The organism is Amycolatopsis ponsaeliensis (assembly GCF_030182635.1).
Classification (GTDB): domain Bacteria; phylum Actinomycetota; class Actinomycetes; order Mycobacteriales; family Pseudonocardiaceae; genus Amycolatopsis; species Amycolatopsis ponsaeliensis.
Genome location: NZ_JAPZLD010000022.1, coordinates 40831 through 56611, shown reverse-complemented (window position 1 = coordinate 56611; position 15781 = coordinate 40831). Strand labels below are relative to the sequence as shown.

The following is a 15781-nucleotide window of genomic DNA, read 5'->3' as shown; positions in this document are numbered from 1 at the left end:
CCTAGCCTCGGGGCCATGGCAGTGGGAAGTTCCGTACTCGACGACGCGCGCCGGGCGGTCGCCCGCGCGAGCAACGGCCTCGCCGGCGAGGGCCTGCTGATCGGCACCGCGGGCAACGTGAGCGTCCGGACCGGCGACCACGTGGCGGTGACCGCGACCGGGATCGTGCTGGGCGCGGCCACGCCGGACGACGTGACCGTCGTCGACCTCGACGGGACGGTCGTCGCCGGGGAGCTGGCGCCGACCTCGGAACTGGAGCTGCACCTGGGGATCTACCGGCGCTACGACGCCGGCGCGGTGGTGCACACGCACTCGCCGCAGGCCACCGCGGTATCGCTGGTGCTCGACGAGCTCCCCTGCGTCCACTACCAGCAGCTCGCGCTCGGCGGCTCGGTCCGGGTCGCGCCGTTCGCCGTGTTCGGCTCCGCGGAGCTGGCCGCCGGCACCCTCGCGGCGCTCGACGGCAAGGCGGCGGCGCTGCTGGCCAACCACGGCGCGATCGCCCACGGCCCGACGCTGGAGGCGGCGATGGACAACGCGCTGCTGCTGGAGTGGGCGTGCGGGCTGTACGTCCGGGCGGCCGCGCTCGGCGCGCCCCGGGCGCTGGACGACTTGCAGCAGGAAGCGGTCGTGACCGCGGCCGTGCGGAGTGGGTACGGCCGGCCCCGGCGGATCGAGGACTGATGACGCAGACCGTCGTGACGTTGGGCGCGCACGTGTTCGACGTGCAGGTCCGGCCGGTCGAGGCCATCCCCGAGGGCCAGGGCGCGGCGCTGGTCGAGCAGATCCGGTTCGGCCCGGCGGGCACGGCCGCGGGCACGGCGGTGACGCTCGCGAAGCTCGGCGCCTGGGTCCGGTCGGCCGGCGCGGTCGGCGACGACCCCATCGGCGACCTGCTCCTGTCGATGCTCGCCCAGTACGGCATCGACACGTCGCTGGTGCTGCGACGCGCGGGCGTGCAGACGTCGGCGTCGGTGCTCCCGATCCGCGCCGACGGCAGCCGGCCCGCGTTCCACGTGCCGGGGGCGAACCTGGGTTACGAGCCGTCGGAGGCTCCCCTGGCGGCGCTGACCCGCGCGACTCACCTGCACCTGGGCGGGCCGGAACTGATGGGCGGCGCCGCGGCCGCGTCGATTCTGGCGCCGGTGCGGGCCGCGGGCGTGGTGACGTCGGCCGATCTGCTGGCGCCGGGCGATCCCGGGGTGCTGGCCTGGATCGAGCCGGCGTTGTCCTCTTTGGACTACCTGCTGCCGAACGAGGAGCAGGTGCTGGGCTTGACCGGCGCGGCGTCACTGGAGGACGGCGCCCGGGCGTTGCTCGGGCAGGGCGTCAGGTGCGTGGCGGTCACGCGGGGTGCGCGCGGGGCGCTCGTGGTGACGGCGGAGGAGACCATCGCGGTACCGGCGTTCGCGGTCCCGGTGGTCGACACGACGGGCTGTGGCGACGCGTTCTCGGCGGGCTTCCTGCGAGGCTTGGGTCTCGACCGCTCGTTGCGGGACGCGGCCGTGCTCGGGTGCTCGGCCGCCGGGTTGGTGGCCCAGGGGCTGGGCAGCGACCACGGCGAGTTCGACCTGGCGGCGGCCGACGCCTTCGCCGCAGCCACGCCGGTGCTCCCGACGGAGTGACCCTCCGAACCTGGCCGCGGATGCATCTTTCCAGCGCGGTCACCCCTTGACTTGACGTTTTCCTGCACGCAGGATGCCCCTTGTGCAGAACGAAGGCAAAGGGACCGAGCTGGACCGCCGCATCGTCGCGGCCCTCCAGCTCAACGGCCGGGCGTCCTGGGGCGCCATCGCCCGGCACGTCGGCGCCAGTGAGTCGACCGTCCTCCGGCGGGCCGAAAAGCTCACCGAGAGCCGCCGCCTGCGGGTCATCGGTGTCGTCGACGTGCTCCGGTGCGGGCTCGGCGTCCCGGTCATCGCCCGGCTGAAGTGCCGGCCCGGCGCCGCCGCCACCGTGGCCGAAGCGCTCGCCGCCCGGCCCGATGTCCGGTACGCCACCGTGCTCGCCGGGAGCGCCGACTGCTCCGCCGAGTTCGTCCTGCCCTCCTACGCCGACATCGCGAGCCTGCAGGAAAACGGCTTCCCCGCCGCCGAGGCCATCCGGGACGCCGAGACCTTCGCCGTCATGCGGACCTTCACCTCCAACCACGACTGGGACTCCGGCGAACTCACCCCCGAGGCCGCAAAAGCGCTGCGCGGCGGCGACGTGCGGCCGTTCGAGGAGCAGCACTGGGAACGCCCGCCCGAGCAGCTTGACGAGCTCGACCTCGCGATCTGCGCCGCGCTCGGCGAAGACGGGCGGCTGCCGTTCAAGGAAGTGTCCAAACAGGTCGGCACCAGCGAGTCCACTGTGGCCCGCCGCGTCGACTCGCTCGTGCGCCGGGGCTGCTTGCGGTTCCGGACGCTCGCCGAGCCCGCCATGTTCGGCTACGCGCTCGAGTTCATGCTCTGGCTCTCGGTCGTCCCCGGCGAGCTCGACCGCGCCGGGCAGCAGCTCGCCGCCCACCCCGGCACGAAATACCTGAGCGCCACCACCGGCCGCTTCAACCTCGTCGGCCAGATCGTGCTGCGCCATTACGGGGAGCTCTACCGCCACACCACCGACGTCGTCGGCGCGCTGCCCGGGCTCCGGGAGGCCGACGTGACCCTGCAGGTTTCGACGCTCAAGCGCGCGTGGGCCCCGACGCCCGCGGCCAGCTTGGAGGACGCATGACCGAACAACCGTGGCAGTGGGACGAACAGACGTGGCGCGGGCACGTCGAGCACGTCCGCGCCGGACGCGCGCTGCGCCCGGCATCGTGGCCCGGCGGCGCGAAAGTCGCCGTCGCGCTGTCGTTCGACTCCGACCACGAGACGCCCGCCCTGCGCGACGGCGACGTCCTGCCCGGCAAGATGGCCCAAGGCGAGTACGGCGCCCGCGTCGGCGTGCCGCGCATCCTGAAACTCCTGCGACAGCACAACGCGCCCGCGTCGTTCTTCATGCCCGCCGTGTCGGCGCTGCTGCACGACGGCGAAGTCAAGTCCTATGTGGACGCCGGGCACGAAGTGGCACTGCACGGCTGGATCCACGAACGCAACACCGCGCTCACCGAGACCGAAGAGCGCGATCTCGCCTTCCGCGCCGCCGACGTCCTCGAACGCCTCGCCGGCACCCGGCCGGTCGGCATCCGGACGCCGTCCTGGGACTTCTCCGCGCACACCCTCGCCATCACGCGCGAGCTGGGCCTGAAGTACGACTCGTCGCTGATGGCCGACGACGACTGCTACGAGCTGGTCGAGCACGGCGAACCCACCGGCGTCGTCGAACTGCCGGTGGAGTGGATCCGCGACGACGCGCCGTACTTCATGATGGACCGCTTCGCCTCGCTGCGGCCCTACACCCCGCCGCGCGGGGTGCTTTCCATCTGGCGCGACGAGTTCGACGCCGCCTACGCCGACGGCGGCATCTTCCAGCTCACCATGCACCCGCACATCATCGGCCACCGCTCGCGGATCGCGATCCTGGCCGAGCTCCTCGACCACATCACCGGTCACGACGGCGTCTGGTTCGCCACGCACGCGCAGATCGTCGACCACGTCCTGGAGGACCGGCCGTGACCCCTGTGGACACCAGCGTCGTCTCGCACCGGCTGACGGCGCAGCAGCGCAAGGCGATCGTCGCCGGCGCCGTCGGCAACACCGTCGAATGGGTCGACTGGGCCGTCTACGCCACGTTCGCCCCGGTCTTCGCCGGCCATTTCTTCGCCGGCGGCAACGACACCACGGCCCTGCTGTCCACTTTGGCCGTGTTCGCCGTCGGGTTCGTCATGCGGCCGGTCGGCGGCGCCGTGCTCGGCGCGTACGCCGACCGGAAGGGCCGCAAGAAAGGCCTCACGCTCACCATCTCGCTGATGGCCGGGGCGTCGATCGTCATCGCGCTGTGCCCGACGTACGCGAGCATCGGCGTGCTGGCCCCGATCGTGCTCCTGCTCGCCCGGCTCGTGCAGGGCTTCTCCGCGGGCGGGGAGTTCGGCTCGTCGTCGGCGTTCCTCATCGAATCGGCCGCGCCCGGGCGCCGGGCGTTCGCCGGTTCGTGGCAGCAGGTCTCGGTCGGCCTCGGCTCGCTGCTGGCCGCGCTGATGGGCACGATCCTCAACTCGACGCTGTCGGACGCCGATCTGCACGGCTGGGGCTGGCGGCTCGCGTTCGGCCTCGCCGGACTGCTCGGCCTGGTCGGCCTCTGGCTGCGGGTCTCGGTGCACGAAACCGAGGCGTTCAGCAAGATCTCCGCGAAGCCCCGGCGCAACCCGGTGGTCGCGATGCTGCGCGACCACCCGAAAGCGGCGCTGCGCGTGGCCGGCGTGACCATCGCCGGGACGCTGATCTACTACGTGTGGGTCTCCTACATGCCGGCCTACGCCCACCTGGCCACCGGCATCCCGCTCAAGACGGCGCTGCTGGCGAACACCCTCGCCATGGTCGTGTTCATCGTGCTGCTGCCCTTCGGCGGCCTGCTGTCCGACCGGCTCGGGCGCAAGGCGACGATGACGATGTTCGCCGCCGGGTTCGTGGTGTTCGCCTGGCCCGCGTTCCACTTCCTGGGCAACAGCTTCTGGAGCGTGTTCGTCATCGAGCTGATCGGGCTGGTCCTGATCGTCGGCTACTCGGCGAACTGCGCGGTGATCATGGCCGAGCAGTTCCCGCCGGAGGTCCGCACCACCGGCATCGGCCTGCCGTACGCGCTCGCCGTGGCGATCTTCGGCGGGACCGCGCCGTACGTCACGACCTGGCTCAACGCGAACCACCTCGGCAACCTCGTGTGGGTCTACGTCGCGGCGGCCGCGCTCATCGGCGTCGCGGTCTACCTCACCATGCCCGAGACGAAGGGGAAGGAGCTGTAGTGCGGACCGTGCTCGTCACCGGGGCCGGCGGCGGTATCGGCGCCGCGATCGCGGCCCGGTTCGCCGCCGCGGGTGACCGCCTCGTCCTGTCCGACCTGCGCGCGGCGGAACTGTCCACAGTGGCGGCCGGACTGTCCACTGAGGTCGTCGAACTTCCCGGGAACCTCGCCGACGCGGAGTACGCCGAAGGGCTCGTCGAGCGCGCCGGGCCGGCCGACGTCCTCGTCAACGCCGCCGGGATCTACCCCGCCACTCCCCTGCTGGACATGACCGCGGCGATCTGGGACCGCGTGCAGGACGTCAACGTCCGGGCCGCGCTGCTCACCACTGTCGCTTTCGGACGCGCACACACCCAAGCCGGGACGAGGGGTGCGGTCGTCAACATCTCCTCCGGCGCGGCCACCCGGGCGCGTCCCGGCGCCGCGCACTACGCGACGTCGAAGGCCGCGCTCGAGATGGTGACCAAGGCCTGCGCGGTCGAGCTGGGCCCGCACGGCATCCGCGTGAACGCGGTGAGCCCGGGCTTCGTCACCGTCGACAGCGACGCGAACCCGGTCACCGAGGCGTACGCGGCGGCGGTGTCGGTGAACCCGCTCGGCCGGCGCGGCGAGCCGCGTGAGATCGCCGACGCGGTGTTCTGGCTCGCCGGACCGGAGGCCGGCTGGATCACGGGCGCCGTCCTGCGCGTCGACGGCGGTTCGACCGCGGGCGCGGCCGGGCTGCCGCTGCACTGGGCCGGGGAGACACCCGTGCAACAAGGAGAGGAAGCGCATGTCTGATCGGCGCTCGTACACGGTGGTCGGCGGCGGCGCGATCGGCGGGACGCTCGCGTTCCACCTCGCGCGGGCCGGGCACCCGGTGTCCATCGTGGACACCGACGCGAGCCACGTGGCCGCGATCGCCGACCGCGGCCTCACCCTGCGCCGCCCGGACGGCGACGAGACCGTCGAGCTGCCCGCGTTCCTCCCGGACGCGGCCCCGCCGACGTTCGGCCGGGTGCTGCTGGCCGTCAAGGCCCAAGCCACCGAAGCCGTGCTGCCGTGGCTGAGCCCGCGACTGGCGGAAGACGGTTTCGTCGTCTCGCTGCAGAACGGGCTCAACGAAGACCTGATCGCGTCGCACGTCGGTCCGGAAAGGACGGTCGGGGCGTTCGTGAACCTCTTCGCCGACGTCGTCGAACCCGGCGTCGTCCGGGACGGCGGGCTCGGCGCGCTGGTCGTCGGCGAGCCCGACGGCCGGATCACCGACCGGGTCGAGGAGGTCGTCGCGGACCTGCAGGCGTGGGGCCCGGCGAAGGCGACCGCCAACGTCGAGGGCTACCTGTGGGCGAAGCTCGGCTTCGGCGCGATGCTCACCACGACGGCGCTGGCCGACGCCCCGATGGCCGACCTGATCGACCGGCACCGGCCGCTGATGTACGCGCTCACCGCGGAGGTGTTCGCGGCGGCCGGTGACCGCGCCCTGGAGCCGTTCGACCAGTTCGACCCGGCGGCCTACCTGCCGGGCGCGACCGGCCGCGAGGCCGCCACCGACCGGCTGGTCGCGTGGCTGCGGACCCAGCCCAAGGACCGCAGCGGCATCTGGCGCGACATCGCCGTCCGGCACCGCCCGGTCGAGGTGCACCACCACTACGCGCCCGTGCTCGCGACGGCGGACGTCCCACTGCTGCGGGCGATGCTGACCCGGCTACGCGACGTCGAGACCGGCGCCGCCGAGATGTCCGAAGACCACCTGACCGAACTGGAGCGAGCGCTGTGATCCGCGAACTGCACGAGTGGGTGCGCACGCACCGCGACGACCTCCTGGCCGACGTCGCGACCTACGTCGGCATCGAGACACCCAGCGACGACAAGTCCGCTTTGGACCGCGGTCTGTCCTGGGTGGACGGCTGGCTGCGCGAACGCCTGGGGTCTCCCACGAACGTCCGGGACGTCGACGGCGGGAAGTACGGCGACATCAAGGTCTACGACTTCCCCGGCGCCGGTGAGCCGGTCCTTCTGCTCTGCCACTACGACACGGTCTGGCCGCTCGGGACGCTCGAAGCCTGGCCGTTCACCGTGGACGGTGACCGCGCCACCGGACCCGGGATCTTCGACATGAAGTCCGGCCTGGTGCACGCGGTGTGGGCGCTGCGCGCGCTCGACGCGGCCGGGCTGCCGCGCCCGGCCGTGCGGCTGGTCCTCAACGGCGACGAGGAGATCGGCAGCCCGGCGTCCCGCCCGGTGATCGAGGAGGCCGCCGCGGGAACGCGCGCGACCCTGGTGTTCGAGGCGAGCGCCGACGGCGCGGTGAAGACCGCACGCAAGGGTGTCGGGCTGTTCCGGGTGCACACGACGGGTGTCGAGGCACACGCCGGGCTCGACCCCACCAAGGGCGCGAGCGCGATCGACGAGCTGGCGCGGGCGATCCTGGCGCTGCACGGACTGTCCGCCCCGGACGCCGGGACGACCGTCAACGTCGGCGTGATCACCGGCGGCACCCGGCAGAACGTGATCGCGGGCGCGGCGTCCGGCGAGATCGACGTCCGCGTGTCCAGCGCGGCCGAGGCTGCGCGCATCGACGCGGGTCTCGCGGCGCTGAAGGCGCACGACCCGCGCGCGAAGGTCGACGTGACCGGCGGCTGGAACCGGCCGGTGATGGAACGCTCGGACGCGATCGCGCGGCTGTACGAGCTGGCCCGCGAGGAGGCGGCGGAACTGGGCGTCATGCTGCGGGAATGTTCGGTGGGCGGCGCCAGCGACGGCAACTTCGTGGCGGCGCTGGGTCACCCGGTCTTGGACGGCTTCGGCGCGGTCGGCGACGGCGCGCACGCCCGGCACGAGCACATCAGCGTCGAGGGGATGCTCGAACGGACGGCGCTGGCCGCCGCCGTCCTGCACCGCCTCGCCGGCTGACCGCTCTCGGTTTACCACCGGTCGCCGCGGGGTACTACTGCTCTCGTAACGCAACCAGTTGTGAGGTGGGAGCAGTGCGGGAAGCGCGGTCGAGGTGTCCGATCAACCTGTCTCTCGAGATCTTCGGCGACCGGTGGACGCTGCTCGTCCTGCGTGACGTCGTCTTCGGCGGGGCCCGGCACTTCCGGGAGCTGCTCGGCGGCGAAGAGCGGATTTCGTCGAACGTGCTGGCCGACCGGCTGGCCGTGCTCGTCGAGCACGGGCTGCTGACCCGGGCCGGCGATCCGTCGCACAAGCAGAAGGTCACCTACAGCCTGACCGAGCGGGCGATCGACCTGGTGCCGGTGCTCGTGCAGCTCAGCGCGTGGGGCGTGCGGCATCTGCCCGTCGCCGACGAGTACGCGGCCCGCGCCGAGGTGCTCACCGCCGGCGGTCCGCCGCTGTGGGAAGCCTTCATGGACGAACTCCGCGAGACCCACCTCGGAACCCGCCGCGGAAGGGCGCCGGACGGCCCGACGGTCGCCGCGCGCCTCGAGGCCGCGGCGTCCTTCCGCGACCGACGAACGGAGTGACCATGGAAACCCGGCTCGACGAACGGTTCAGCGACCCCGGTACCGAGGCCACCGGCTGGGCCGAAACCGTGAAAGCCCTGGAAGCGGCGCAGATCAGCTGGCTCACGACGGTCCGCGCCGACGGCCGGCCGCACGTGACCCCGCTGGTCGCGATCTGGCTCGACGGCGCCCTGCACTTCGGCACCGGCGAGACCGAGCAGAAGTACCTCAACCTGACCGCGAACCCGAACGTCGTGCTGACCACGGGCCGCAACGCGTGGGACGACGCCCTGGACGTGGTGGTCGAAGGCGTCGCCCGGCGCGTCACCGGCCGGGCCGAGCTGGAACGGCTCGCCGAAGCGTGGCTGGCCAAGTGGGACGGCAGCTGGGTCTACGAGGCGACCGAGGAAGGGTTCCGCCAAGGCGGGCACGACGCGGTGGTGTTCGCGGTCGAGCCGGCGAAGGTGCTGGCCTTCGGCCGCAAGCGCTCGCGGACGGACGAGTCGATGCTGTCCACTGTGGAGTTCACCCACACCAGCCACCGGCCCTGATCTCAGGCGCGGCGGAGCAGCCCACGTCGGCGGGTGCGCAGCCGGCCGGCGACCGCGTCCTCCAGCAGCGCTCCCACCGTCTCGCGGGCGCACGCCTTGTTCGCGCCGATCCCACCCGACGGCCCGCGCTTGATCCACCCGGCCACGTAGGTACCCGGCTCGACGCGGCCGGCCGTGTTCGGGACGGTCCCGATGGCTTCGTCAAACGGCAGGCCCGGCACCGGGACACCGCGGAACCCGGCCGCCCGCACGACGCGGCCGGCGGTGATCTCGACGTCGCCGGTCACGCGGACGCCCCGGACCTCGGTGTCGCCGGTGAACGCGAGCGGGGCCGAGTGGAAGCGCAGGACGACCCGGCGCCCGCCGTCCGGGGGTGGTGCCGACCAGTCGACCTCCTCGCGCGGAATCCCCCGCAGCAACGCCGCCTTGCCGGCCCCGTCGTCGATGGCCGCCGCGATCCGCGGATCGTGCGCGTCCACGACGAGATCGCCGCGGGCCGCCAGCGCCAGCAGTTCCGATCGGGTGTACGCGGCGTCCTCGGGCCCGCGACGGGCCAGCACGACGACCTCGCGCACCTTGCTCGACCGCAGCCGGGCCAAGGCCGCGGGAGCGAGGGAAGTGCCGGCCAGGGACTCCGGGTCGGCCGTCAGGATCCGGGAGATGTCGAGGGCGACGTTGCCGCTGCCCACCACGACCACTCGCTCGGCCGAGAGGTCCACGGCGGCCGGTGCGATGTCCGGGTGGCCGTTGTACCAGCCGACCACCGCAGCGGCCGGAAGGCTGCCGGGCAGGTCTTCACCGGGGACACCCAGCCGGCGAGCCTCCGTGGCCCCGACCGCGTAGATGACCGCGTCGTGCCGTTCAGCCAGCTCGGGACCGGCCTCGACGCCGAGCCTCAGTCGCAGGCGGGGGTGGTCGTGGAAGCGCGCGAACGTCTCGCTGATCTTCTTCGTCGACGGGTGGTCGGGCGCGACGCCGTAGCGGATCAGGCCGCCGGCCGTCGCCAGCCGGTCGATCAGCGTGACGCGGGAATCGGTGTGCAGCAACAGGTCCTCGACCGCGTACATGCCGGCCGGGCCCGTGCCGACGACCGCGACGTCCAAGGCCGCGAAGTCGCTGGGCAGGATGCGGCCGAACGCCGGCGGCGACCAGCGGTGGAAGTTCGGGGCGACCGTGGCTTCGGCGAGGACGTCGCGCCCCGCGTAGAACTCGGCGTTGATCTCCTCGTAGACCTTCAGCGGCCCGGTCAGCTCGCCGGCCGGGAAGATCGCGTCGACCGGGCAGGCGTCGGCGCAGGCGCCGCAGTCGATGCAGGTCGCCGGGTCGACGTAGAGCATGTCGGTCGTCCCGAAGTCCGGCTCGTCCGGCGTCGGGTGGATGCAGTTGACCGGGCACACCGACACGCAGGACGCGTCGGCGCAGCAGGTCTGGGTGATCGCGAACGCCATGTCAGATCAGGTTCGCCCGCTTGTAGAACCACAGCGACGGCTTGGTGAGCAGCCCGGCGGAGTGCAGGAACTCCATCAGCCCGGAGCAGCTCGACCGCAGCATCGACTTGTGGTGCTCGTTGGCCTTCGCCTCGCGCCGCGCGCGCTTGCCGTCGAGCCCGGCGTTCTCGTACACCTTGGCGTTCCACATGCTGCCGACGATGACGTAGGACGCGATCGCGACGACCAGCGCGTTGACCTGCCGCCGCACCCAGCCGGCACCCTCGAGCCGCTGACGGGTCTCCTCGCGCGCGAACTTCATGTGGCGCGACTCTTCGACGACGTGGATGTTGTTGATGGTGCGCACGAACGGGACGACGCGCTCGTCGCGCATCCAGTCGCGCTGCATGACGTCGAGGACCTCTTCGGCCACGAGGATCGCCGCGTAGGCCGCTTCGCCGCTCGCGGTCGCCTTGAAGATCCGGCCGGCCTCGACGACGAACCGGCGCGGCCGGTAGGCGGGCGCGCGCAGCTTGGCCGCGCCGCGGGCGAACATGATCGAGTGCCGGCACTCGTCGGCGATCTCGGTCAGCGCCCACTGGAACGCGGGGTCGGTCGGGTCCTTCGCGTAGAAGTCCCGCAGGATCATCTGCTGCAGGATCATCTCGAACCAGATGCCGGTGCTGGCCACCGACGCCGCCTCCTGGCGGGTCAGCTCGCGCTGCTGCTCCGGCGTCATGTCCGCCCAGTAGGACGTGCCGTAGAGCGTGCTCCACTCGGGGCTCGCGCCGTGGTAGTCCGTGTCCAGGGGCGTCTCCCAGTCGACCTCCTTGACGGGGTCGTAGGAGAGCTGCTCCGACGAGTCCAGCAGCCGGCGCGCGGTCGTCTCGCGGTCCGAAAGCCCCGCAGCCCCCGCTTCGCGTTCACTGATGCTGGTCATCGCCGACCTCCTCGTCAGGTGTTACCCGAGTTCACTGTTACCAACCGTAACACATACCCGTTCCAGTGCACACCCGTCGGCTCAGTCGCCGCGGAACTCGCTGGGCGGGACGCCGAGCAGGCGGTGGAACATCGTCGTGAACGCGCCGGGCCCGGCGTACCCGAGGGCGGCCGCGACCTCGGCCACCGGGGTACCCGCCGCCAGCAGCGGCAGCGCGTGCAGCACGCAGGCCCGGCGCCGCCACGGCGCGAGCGCGAGGCCGGTCTCGGCGCGGAACCGCCGGTGCAGCGTCCGCTCGGCGACGTGCAGCCGCGCGGCCCAGGCGGCCGGCCGGACGTCGATCCGCGGCTCGGCCAGGAAATCGGTGCACAGCCGGCGCAGCGCCGGGTCGGCCGGCAGCGGCAGGTCGAGCGGCAGCGGCGCGGCCCGGCGCAGCTCGTGCAGAGCCAGCTGCAGCACCGCCGCGTCCCGCCCGCGCGGCGCGTACCGCGGTTCGACGTCGACGGCTTCGCGGAGGAGCTCACGCAGCAGCGGGGTCACCTCGACCACCCGGCAGCGGGCCGGGAACCACGGCACCGCACGGGGTTCGACGTAGAGGCTGCGCGTGCTCACCCCGTCCATGCGCACCGCGTGCGGCACCCCGGCCGGGATCAGCACGGCCCGCTGCGGCGGGACGGTCCACGCGCCGTCGGCCGTGTCGACCCGCATCGACCCGGTGACGCCGTAGAGGACCTGGGCCCGCCGGTGCCGGTGTTCGGCCAGGACGTGGCCGGGCGGGTAGTCGGTGCCGATGGCCACGACGTCGCGGTCGAGGTCGTCGACGGTGTCGACGTGGACGTTGCGCACGACCCGAGCATAGGTGGCCGAAACTCGGAAGAAGGTGGCCGATCGGCGAATGCCCGCCACCAGTGCGCGCGGTAGCGTCGAACCACGTGCCCATCACCTTCATCGTCCTTTTCGGACTCGGGATCCTCTCCGGCGTGACGACCGCGCTCTTCGGTTTCGGCGGCGGATTCGTGACCGTGCCGGTGGTCTACGCCGTCGCCGCCCGCGGGCCGGACGCGATGCACGTCGCGGTCGGGACGTCCACCGCGGTGATGCTGGTCAACTCGCTCGGCGCGACGGTCACCGTGGTGCGCGCCGGCCGGCTGCGCCGCGAGTACGTCTGGCCGCTGGGCGGGTTCATCGCGCTCGGCGCGGGTCTCGGCGCGCTGGCCGCGACGAGCGTGGCGGACGGGCTGCTGCACGCGCTGTTCGCGGCGTACCTCGCGCTGACCATCGTGGACAGCGTGCTGCGGCGGGGTTTCCTCACCGGTGGACAGCCGCGTCCGCTGGGCCGCGTCACGGCGTCCGCCGGCGGGGCCGGGATCGGCGCGGTCGCGGCGTTCCTCGGGGTCGGGGGCAGCGTGCTGACCGTGCCGCTGCTGCGCCGCCGCGGCCTGCCGATGCGCGACGCGACCGCGCTGGCCAACCCGCTGAGCCTGCCGGTCGCGGCGGTGGCGACGGCCGTCTACCTGGTCGCTCCGGGCCCGGCGGCCCTCGATCCGGTAGCGGCGGGCCTGCTGCTCGCGGGGTCCCTGCCGGCGATCGCGGTCCTGCGGCGGTGGCCGCCGGCCATCCCGGACCGCGCCCACGCCGTCGCCTACCTCGGCCTGCTGGGCGCGGCGCTCGTCACCGTCCTGGCGTGAACCACTCGTCGGCGTGAACCGGCTCGCCCGATCTTGAGGCTTCGGTGTACATTCGTTCACTCAATCGCGTCGAACGGCAGGAACCGGTGCACTCACGAAGCGACACCCCCACCCGGTCCGGGCCGTTCGGCTCCGGGCTGCTCGGGCCCCTCGACCAGGACGTGACCGTACTGCGCCGCCGCGTCCAGCGCCTGTTGACCGCGACCCTGATCACCACGAACGTCATCGGCGCGCTGGTGGTCGTCGGGCTCGCGGCACTGCTCATGCCCGCGCCGGGCATGTCCGGCGGCCTCGTGCGGCTCATGGCGGTCGCCGTGCCGGGTTACGTCGTGTCGGCGGTCGTCGTCGGCACGCTCTGGGGCACCCGCGGAGCGCTGCGGACCCTGCGCTGGGCCGCCGAAGGACGACGTCCGACCGACGCCGAACGCGTCGCCAGCCTGCGCGTCCCCCTGCGGCTCACGCTCATGCAGGCCGTCCTGTGGGGCGTGGCGACGGTGGTGTTCGCCGCGCTGGCCGTGCTCGAACAACCCGCCGTCGCGCTGACCGTGTTCCTCGTCGTCGCGTTCGCGAGCGTCGTGGTGTGCGCGATCGCCTACCTCTCCGGCGAGTTCGCCCTGCGCCCGTACGCGGCGCGGGCCCTCGACGGGACCGCGCCGCCGCGTCCGCTCAGCGGCGGCGTCAACCTGCGGATGCTGCTGTTCTGGTGCCTGGGCACCGGGGTGCCGGTGGCCGGGCTGGTCGTGACGGCGGTGCTGGCCTGGGTGCGCGGCGACGTCTCGACGACGAAGCTCGCGGTGTCGGTGATCGCGCTCGGCCTGGTCGTGCTGTGCTTCGGCCTGCTGGTCACCGTGTTCACCGCCCGCGCGGTCGTCAACCCGATCACGTCGGTGCGGGACGCGCTCGGCCGCGTCCGGGCCGGCGAGTTCGACGTCGCCATCCCGGTCTACGACGGCACCGAGCTGGGCCTGCTGCAGGCCGGGTTCAACGACATGGCGGCCGGGCTGGCCGAGCGGGAGCGGATGCGCGACCTGTTCGGCAGGCACGTCGGCCACGAGGTCGCCGTCGAGGCCATGCGCACGTCCGAAAACAGCACGGAGCTCGGCGGCTCGGTGCGCACGGTGTCGGTGCTGTTCGTCGACCTGGTCGGGTCGACGGCGCTGGCCGCGAGCCGCCCGCCCGAAGAAGTCGTCGGCCTGCTCAACCGGTTCTTCACGGTGGTGGTCGACGAGGTCGACCGGCACCACGGGCTGGTCAACAAGTTCGTCGGCGACGCCGCGCTGGCGGTCTTCGGGGCCCCGGCGCCGCTCGCGGACCACGCGACGTGCGCCCTGGCCGCCGGCCGCGCGATCGCCCGCCGGCTGGCACTCGAGGTCCCGGACGGCCCGGCGGGCATCGGCGTGGCGACCGGCGACGCGGTCGCGGGCAACGTCGGCGACCCGCGCCGGTTCGAGTACACGGTGATCGGCGACCCGGTCAACGAAGCCGCGCGGCTGACCGAGCTGGCCAAGAACGCGCCGGACCGCCTGCTGGCGTCGTGGACGGCGGTCGAGGCGGCGGCCGAGGAGGAAGCGGCGCGCTGGCGGGCCACCGAGGACGTCACCCTGCGCGGGCGCAGCCGGCCGACGACCCTGGCGTCGCCACGCTAGAGCCGCGGGTCGACGTGGATCTTCGGGCCCGCCGGGTACTCCCCCGCGAGCACGGCACCGACCTCGCCGAGCCCGACGGTCGCGCCGACGAGCGGCCGCGGGTCGACGGCTCCGCCCGCGTAGGCCGCGATCGTGTCGGCCAGCCCCGGTGAGGCGGACAGGACACCGACAGCCGTGACGTCCTTCAGCACCAGCGTGCGGGTGTCGAGCGTGCTGGGGCGGCCGGACAGTCCGATGTAGACGACGCGGCCGGCCGGTTCGACGAGGTCCACGGCCAGGGCGGGCAGGTCCGCGGCGCCGGTGGCGTCCACGACCGCGTCGAAGGGCAGGTCCGGGAGCCTCGCGCGGGTCCAGACGTGCTCGAAGCCGAGGCCGCGCACGAAGGCGCCGTCGTCCATGCCCAGCAGGTGCACCTCGGCGCCGGCGGCGCGCAGGAACATCGCCGTCAGCAGCCCGATCGTGCCCGGGCCGAGCACGAGGGCCCGGTCACCGGCGCCGGCACCGGTGGCCCGCGCCGCGCGCAGAGCGTTGCCGCCCGGTTCGACGAGCGCGCCGAGCACGGCGTCGACCTCGCCGGGCAGCTCGTGCAGCGACCACGCGGGGACGGCGAGCCGTTCGGCCAGCGCACCGGGCCGGCCACCACGGATCCCGACTTCCTGCCGGTTCTCGCAGGTGTGCTGGTGACCCCGCCGGCAGCGGCGGCAGGTCCGGTCGCCGAGCATGGTGTCGCCCATGACCCGCCGCCCGAGCCAGCCGTCGTCGACGCCCTCCCCGACGGCGGAGACCGTGCCGGCCCATTCGTGCCCCAGCCGCATCGGGTAGGCGGAGTGGCCTTGGTGGAGGTAGGTCATCTCGCCGGTGAAGAACTCGACGTCGGTTCCGCAGACCCCGGCCCGTTCGACATCGACGACGACCTCGCCCGGTTCGGCCCGCGGGACGGGGACCTCGTGGACGGCTCCTTGCCGCGGCCCGGTCAGCACGAACGCCCGCATGGTCGAAGACATGCCTGCATGCTCGCATCCCCGGGGCGCGCGACGATCACCGCGCCCCGGCTCGTCGCGGGAGTTATTCGCTGACTCGGCGCGAGAGCGGGAAATAACGCGAACCGGCCTGAAAAGAATTCCTTTCCGCACCAGGGAATTCCTGTAACGAGCCCGGTTCCGGTCCGACTAACGGGTGTTTCGCCCGAAAAGCCGGGGAGG

The 15781-nt window shown here is 73.0% G+C and carries 16 protein-coding genes; 12 read left to right on the top strand and 4 right to left on the bottom strand.

The annotated features are described in order from the left end of the window. The first annotated feature begins 15 nt into the window (after positions 1-15). The 10 genes from QQ657_RS29885 to QQ657_RS29840 all read left to right on the top strand — a co-directional run bounded on the left by QQ657_RS29885 (position 16) and on the right by QQ657_RS29840 (position 8878). Positions 16-684, top strand: a complete 669-nt coding sequence (locus tag QQ657_RS29885; RefSeq protein WP_284745593.1) for a class II aldolase/adducin family protein — start codon at positions 16-18, stop codon at positions 682-684. After that, positions 684-1625, top strand: coding sequence for a carbohydrate kinase family protein (locus QQ657_RS29880; RefSeq protein WP_284745592.1), 942 nt, complete (start codon positions 684-686; stop codon positions 1623-1625). Before QQ657_RS29885 ends, QQ657_RS29880 begins: the two co-directional genes overlap by 1 nt. An 82-nt stretch (positions 1626-1707) precedes the next feature. Further along, positions 1708-2715, top strand: a complete 1008-nt coding sequence (locus QQ657_RS29875) for an Lrp/AsnC family transcriptional regulator (RefSeq protein WP_284745591.1) — start codon at positions 1708-1710, stop codon at positions 2713-2715. After that, a complete protein-coding gene (locus QQ657_RS29870) occupies positions 2712-3599 on the top strand; it encodes a polysaccharide deacetylase family protein (RefSeq protein WP_284745590.1) in 888 nt (295 codons plus the stop codon). Before QQ657_RS29875 ends, QQ657_RS29870 begins: the two co-directional genes overlap by 4 nt. Beyond that, positions 3596-4882, top strand: coding sequence for an MFS transporter (locus QQ657_RS29865; protein WP_284745589.1), 1287 nt, complete (start codon positions 3596-3598; stop codon positions 4880-4882). Before QQ657_RS29870 ends, QQ657_RS29865 begins: the two co-directional genes overlap by 4 nt. Continuing rightward, positions 4882-5661 carry an SDR family NAD(P)-dependent oxidoreductase gene (locus QQ657_RS29860; RefSeq protein WP_284745588.1) on the top strand — a complete coding sequence of 260 codons (780 nt, stop codon included), beginning with the start codon at positions 4882-4884 and terminating at the stop codon, positions 5659-5661. The genes QQ657_RS29865 and QQ657_RS29860 overlap by 1 nt, the downstream gene beginning before the upstream one ends. Further along, complete coding sequence (locus QQ657_RS29855; protein ID WP_284745587.1) at positions 5654-6640, top strand: ketopantoate reductase family protein; 987 nt, start codon at positions 5654-5656, stop codon at positions 6638-6640. Before QQ657_RS29860 ends, QQ657_RS29855 begins: the two co-directional genes overlap by 8 nt. Beyond that, positions 6637-7776: a M20 family metallopeptidase gene (locus QQ657_RS29850; RefSeq protein WP_284745586.1), complete on the top strand. Its 1140-nt coding sequence runs from the start codon at positions 6637-6639 to the stop codon at positions 7774-7776. The genes QQ657_RS29855 and QQ657_RS29850 overlap by 4 nt, the downstream gene beginning before the upstream one ends. Before the next feature lie 74 nt (positions 7777-7850). Next, positions 7851-8348: a winged helix-turn-helix transcriptional regulator gene (locus QQ657_RS29845; protein WP_284745585.1), complete on the top strand. Its 498-nt coding sequence runs from the start codon at positions 7851-7853 to the stop codon at positions 8346-8348. A 2-nt stretch (positions 8349-8350) separates the two neighbouring features. Further along, on the top strand, positions 8351-8878 hold the full coding sequence (locus QQ657_RS29840; protein ID WP_284745584.1) for a pyridoxamine 5'-phosphate oxidase family protein: 528 nt from the start codon (positions 8351-8353) through the stop codon (positions 8876-8878). Positions 8879-8880: 2 nt separating this feature from the next. On the opposite strand, the gene QQ657_RS29835 is transcribed toward QQ657_RS29840, so the two are convergent. The 3 genes from QQ657_RS29835 to QQ657_RS29825 form a co-directional block, all read right to left on the bottom strand. After that, positions 8881-10326 (bottom strand): FAD-dependent oxidoreductase, encoded by a 1446-nt coding sequence (locus QQ657_RS29835; protein WP_284745583.1) that lies wholly within the window; start codon positions 10324-10326, stop codon positions 8881-8883. 1 nt (position 10327) lies between these two features. Next, a complete protein-coding gene (locus QQ657_RS29830; protein ID WP_284745582.1) occupies positions 10328-11245 on the bottom strand; it encodes an AurF N-oxygenase family protein in 918 nt (305 codons plus the stop codon). 81 nt (positions 11246-11326) lie between these two features. Beyond that, entirely contained in the window at positions 11327-12091 is a 765-nt protein-coding gene (locus QQ657_RS29825) for an AraC family transcriptional regulator (RefSeq protein WP_284745581.1), read from the bottom strand. An 86-nt stretch (positions 12092-12177) separates the two neighbouring features. Between QQ657_RS29825 and QQ657_RS29820 the strand changes: the two genes are divergently transcribed. Further along, positions 12178-12933, top strand: a complete 756-nt coding sequence (locus QQ657_RS29820) for a sulfite exporter TauE/SafE family protein (RefSeq protein WP_284745580.1) — start codon at positions 12178-12180, stop codon at positions 12931-12933. A gap of 86 nt (positions 12934-13019) precedes the next feature. Next, positions 13020-14579 (top strand): adenylate/guanylate cyclase domain-containing protein, encoded by a 1560-nt coding sequence (locus QQ657_RS29815; protein ID WP_284745579.1) that lies wholly within the window; start codon positions 13020-13022, stop codon positions 14577-14579. Here the strand turns inward: QQ657_RS29815 and QQ657_RS29810 are convergent. Next, on the bottom strand, positions 14576-15583 hold the full coding sequence (locus QQ657_RS29810) for a zinc-dependent alcohol dehydrogenase (RefSeq protein WP_284745578.1): 1008 nt from the start codon (positions 15581-15583) through the stop codon (positions 14576-14578). The two genes, QQ657_RS29815 and QQ657_RS29810, sit on opposite strands and share 4 nt — an antisense overlap. Positions 15584-15781: the final 198 nt, after the last annotated feature.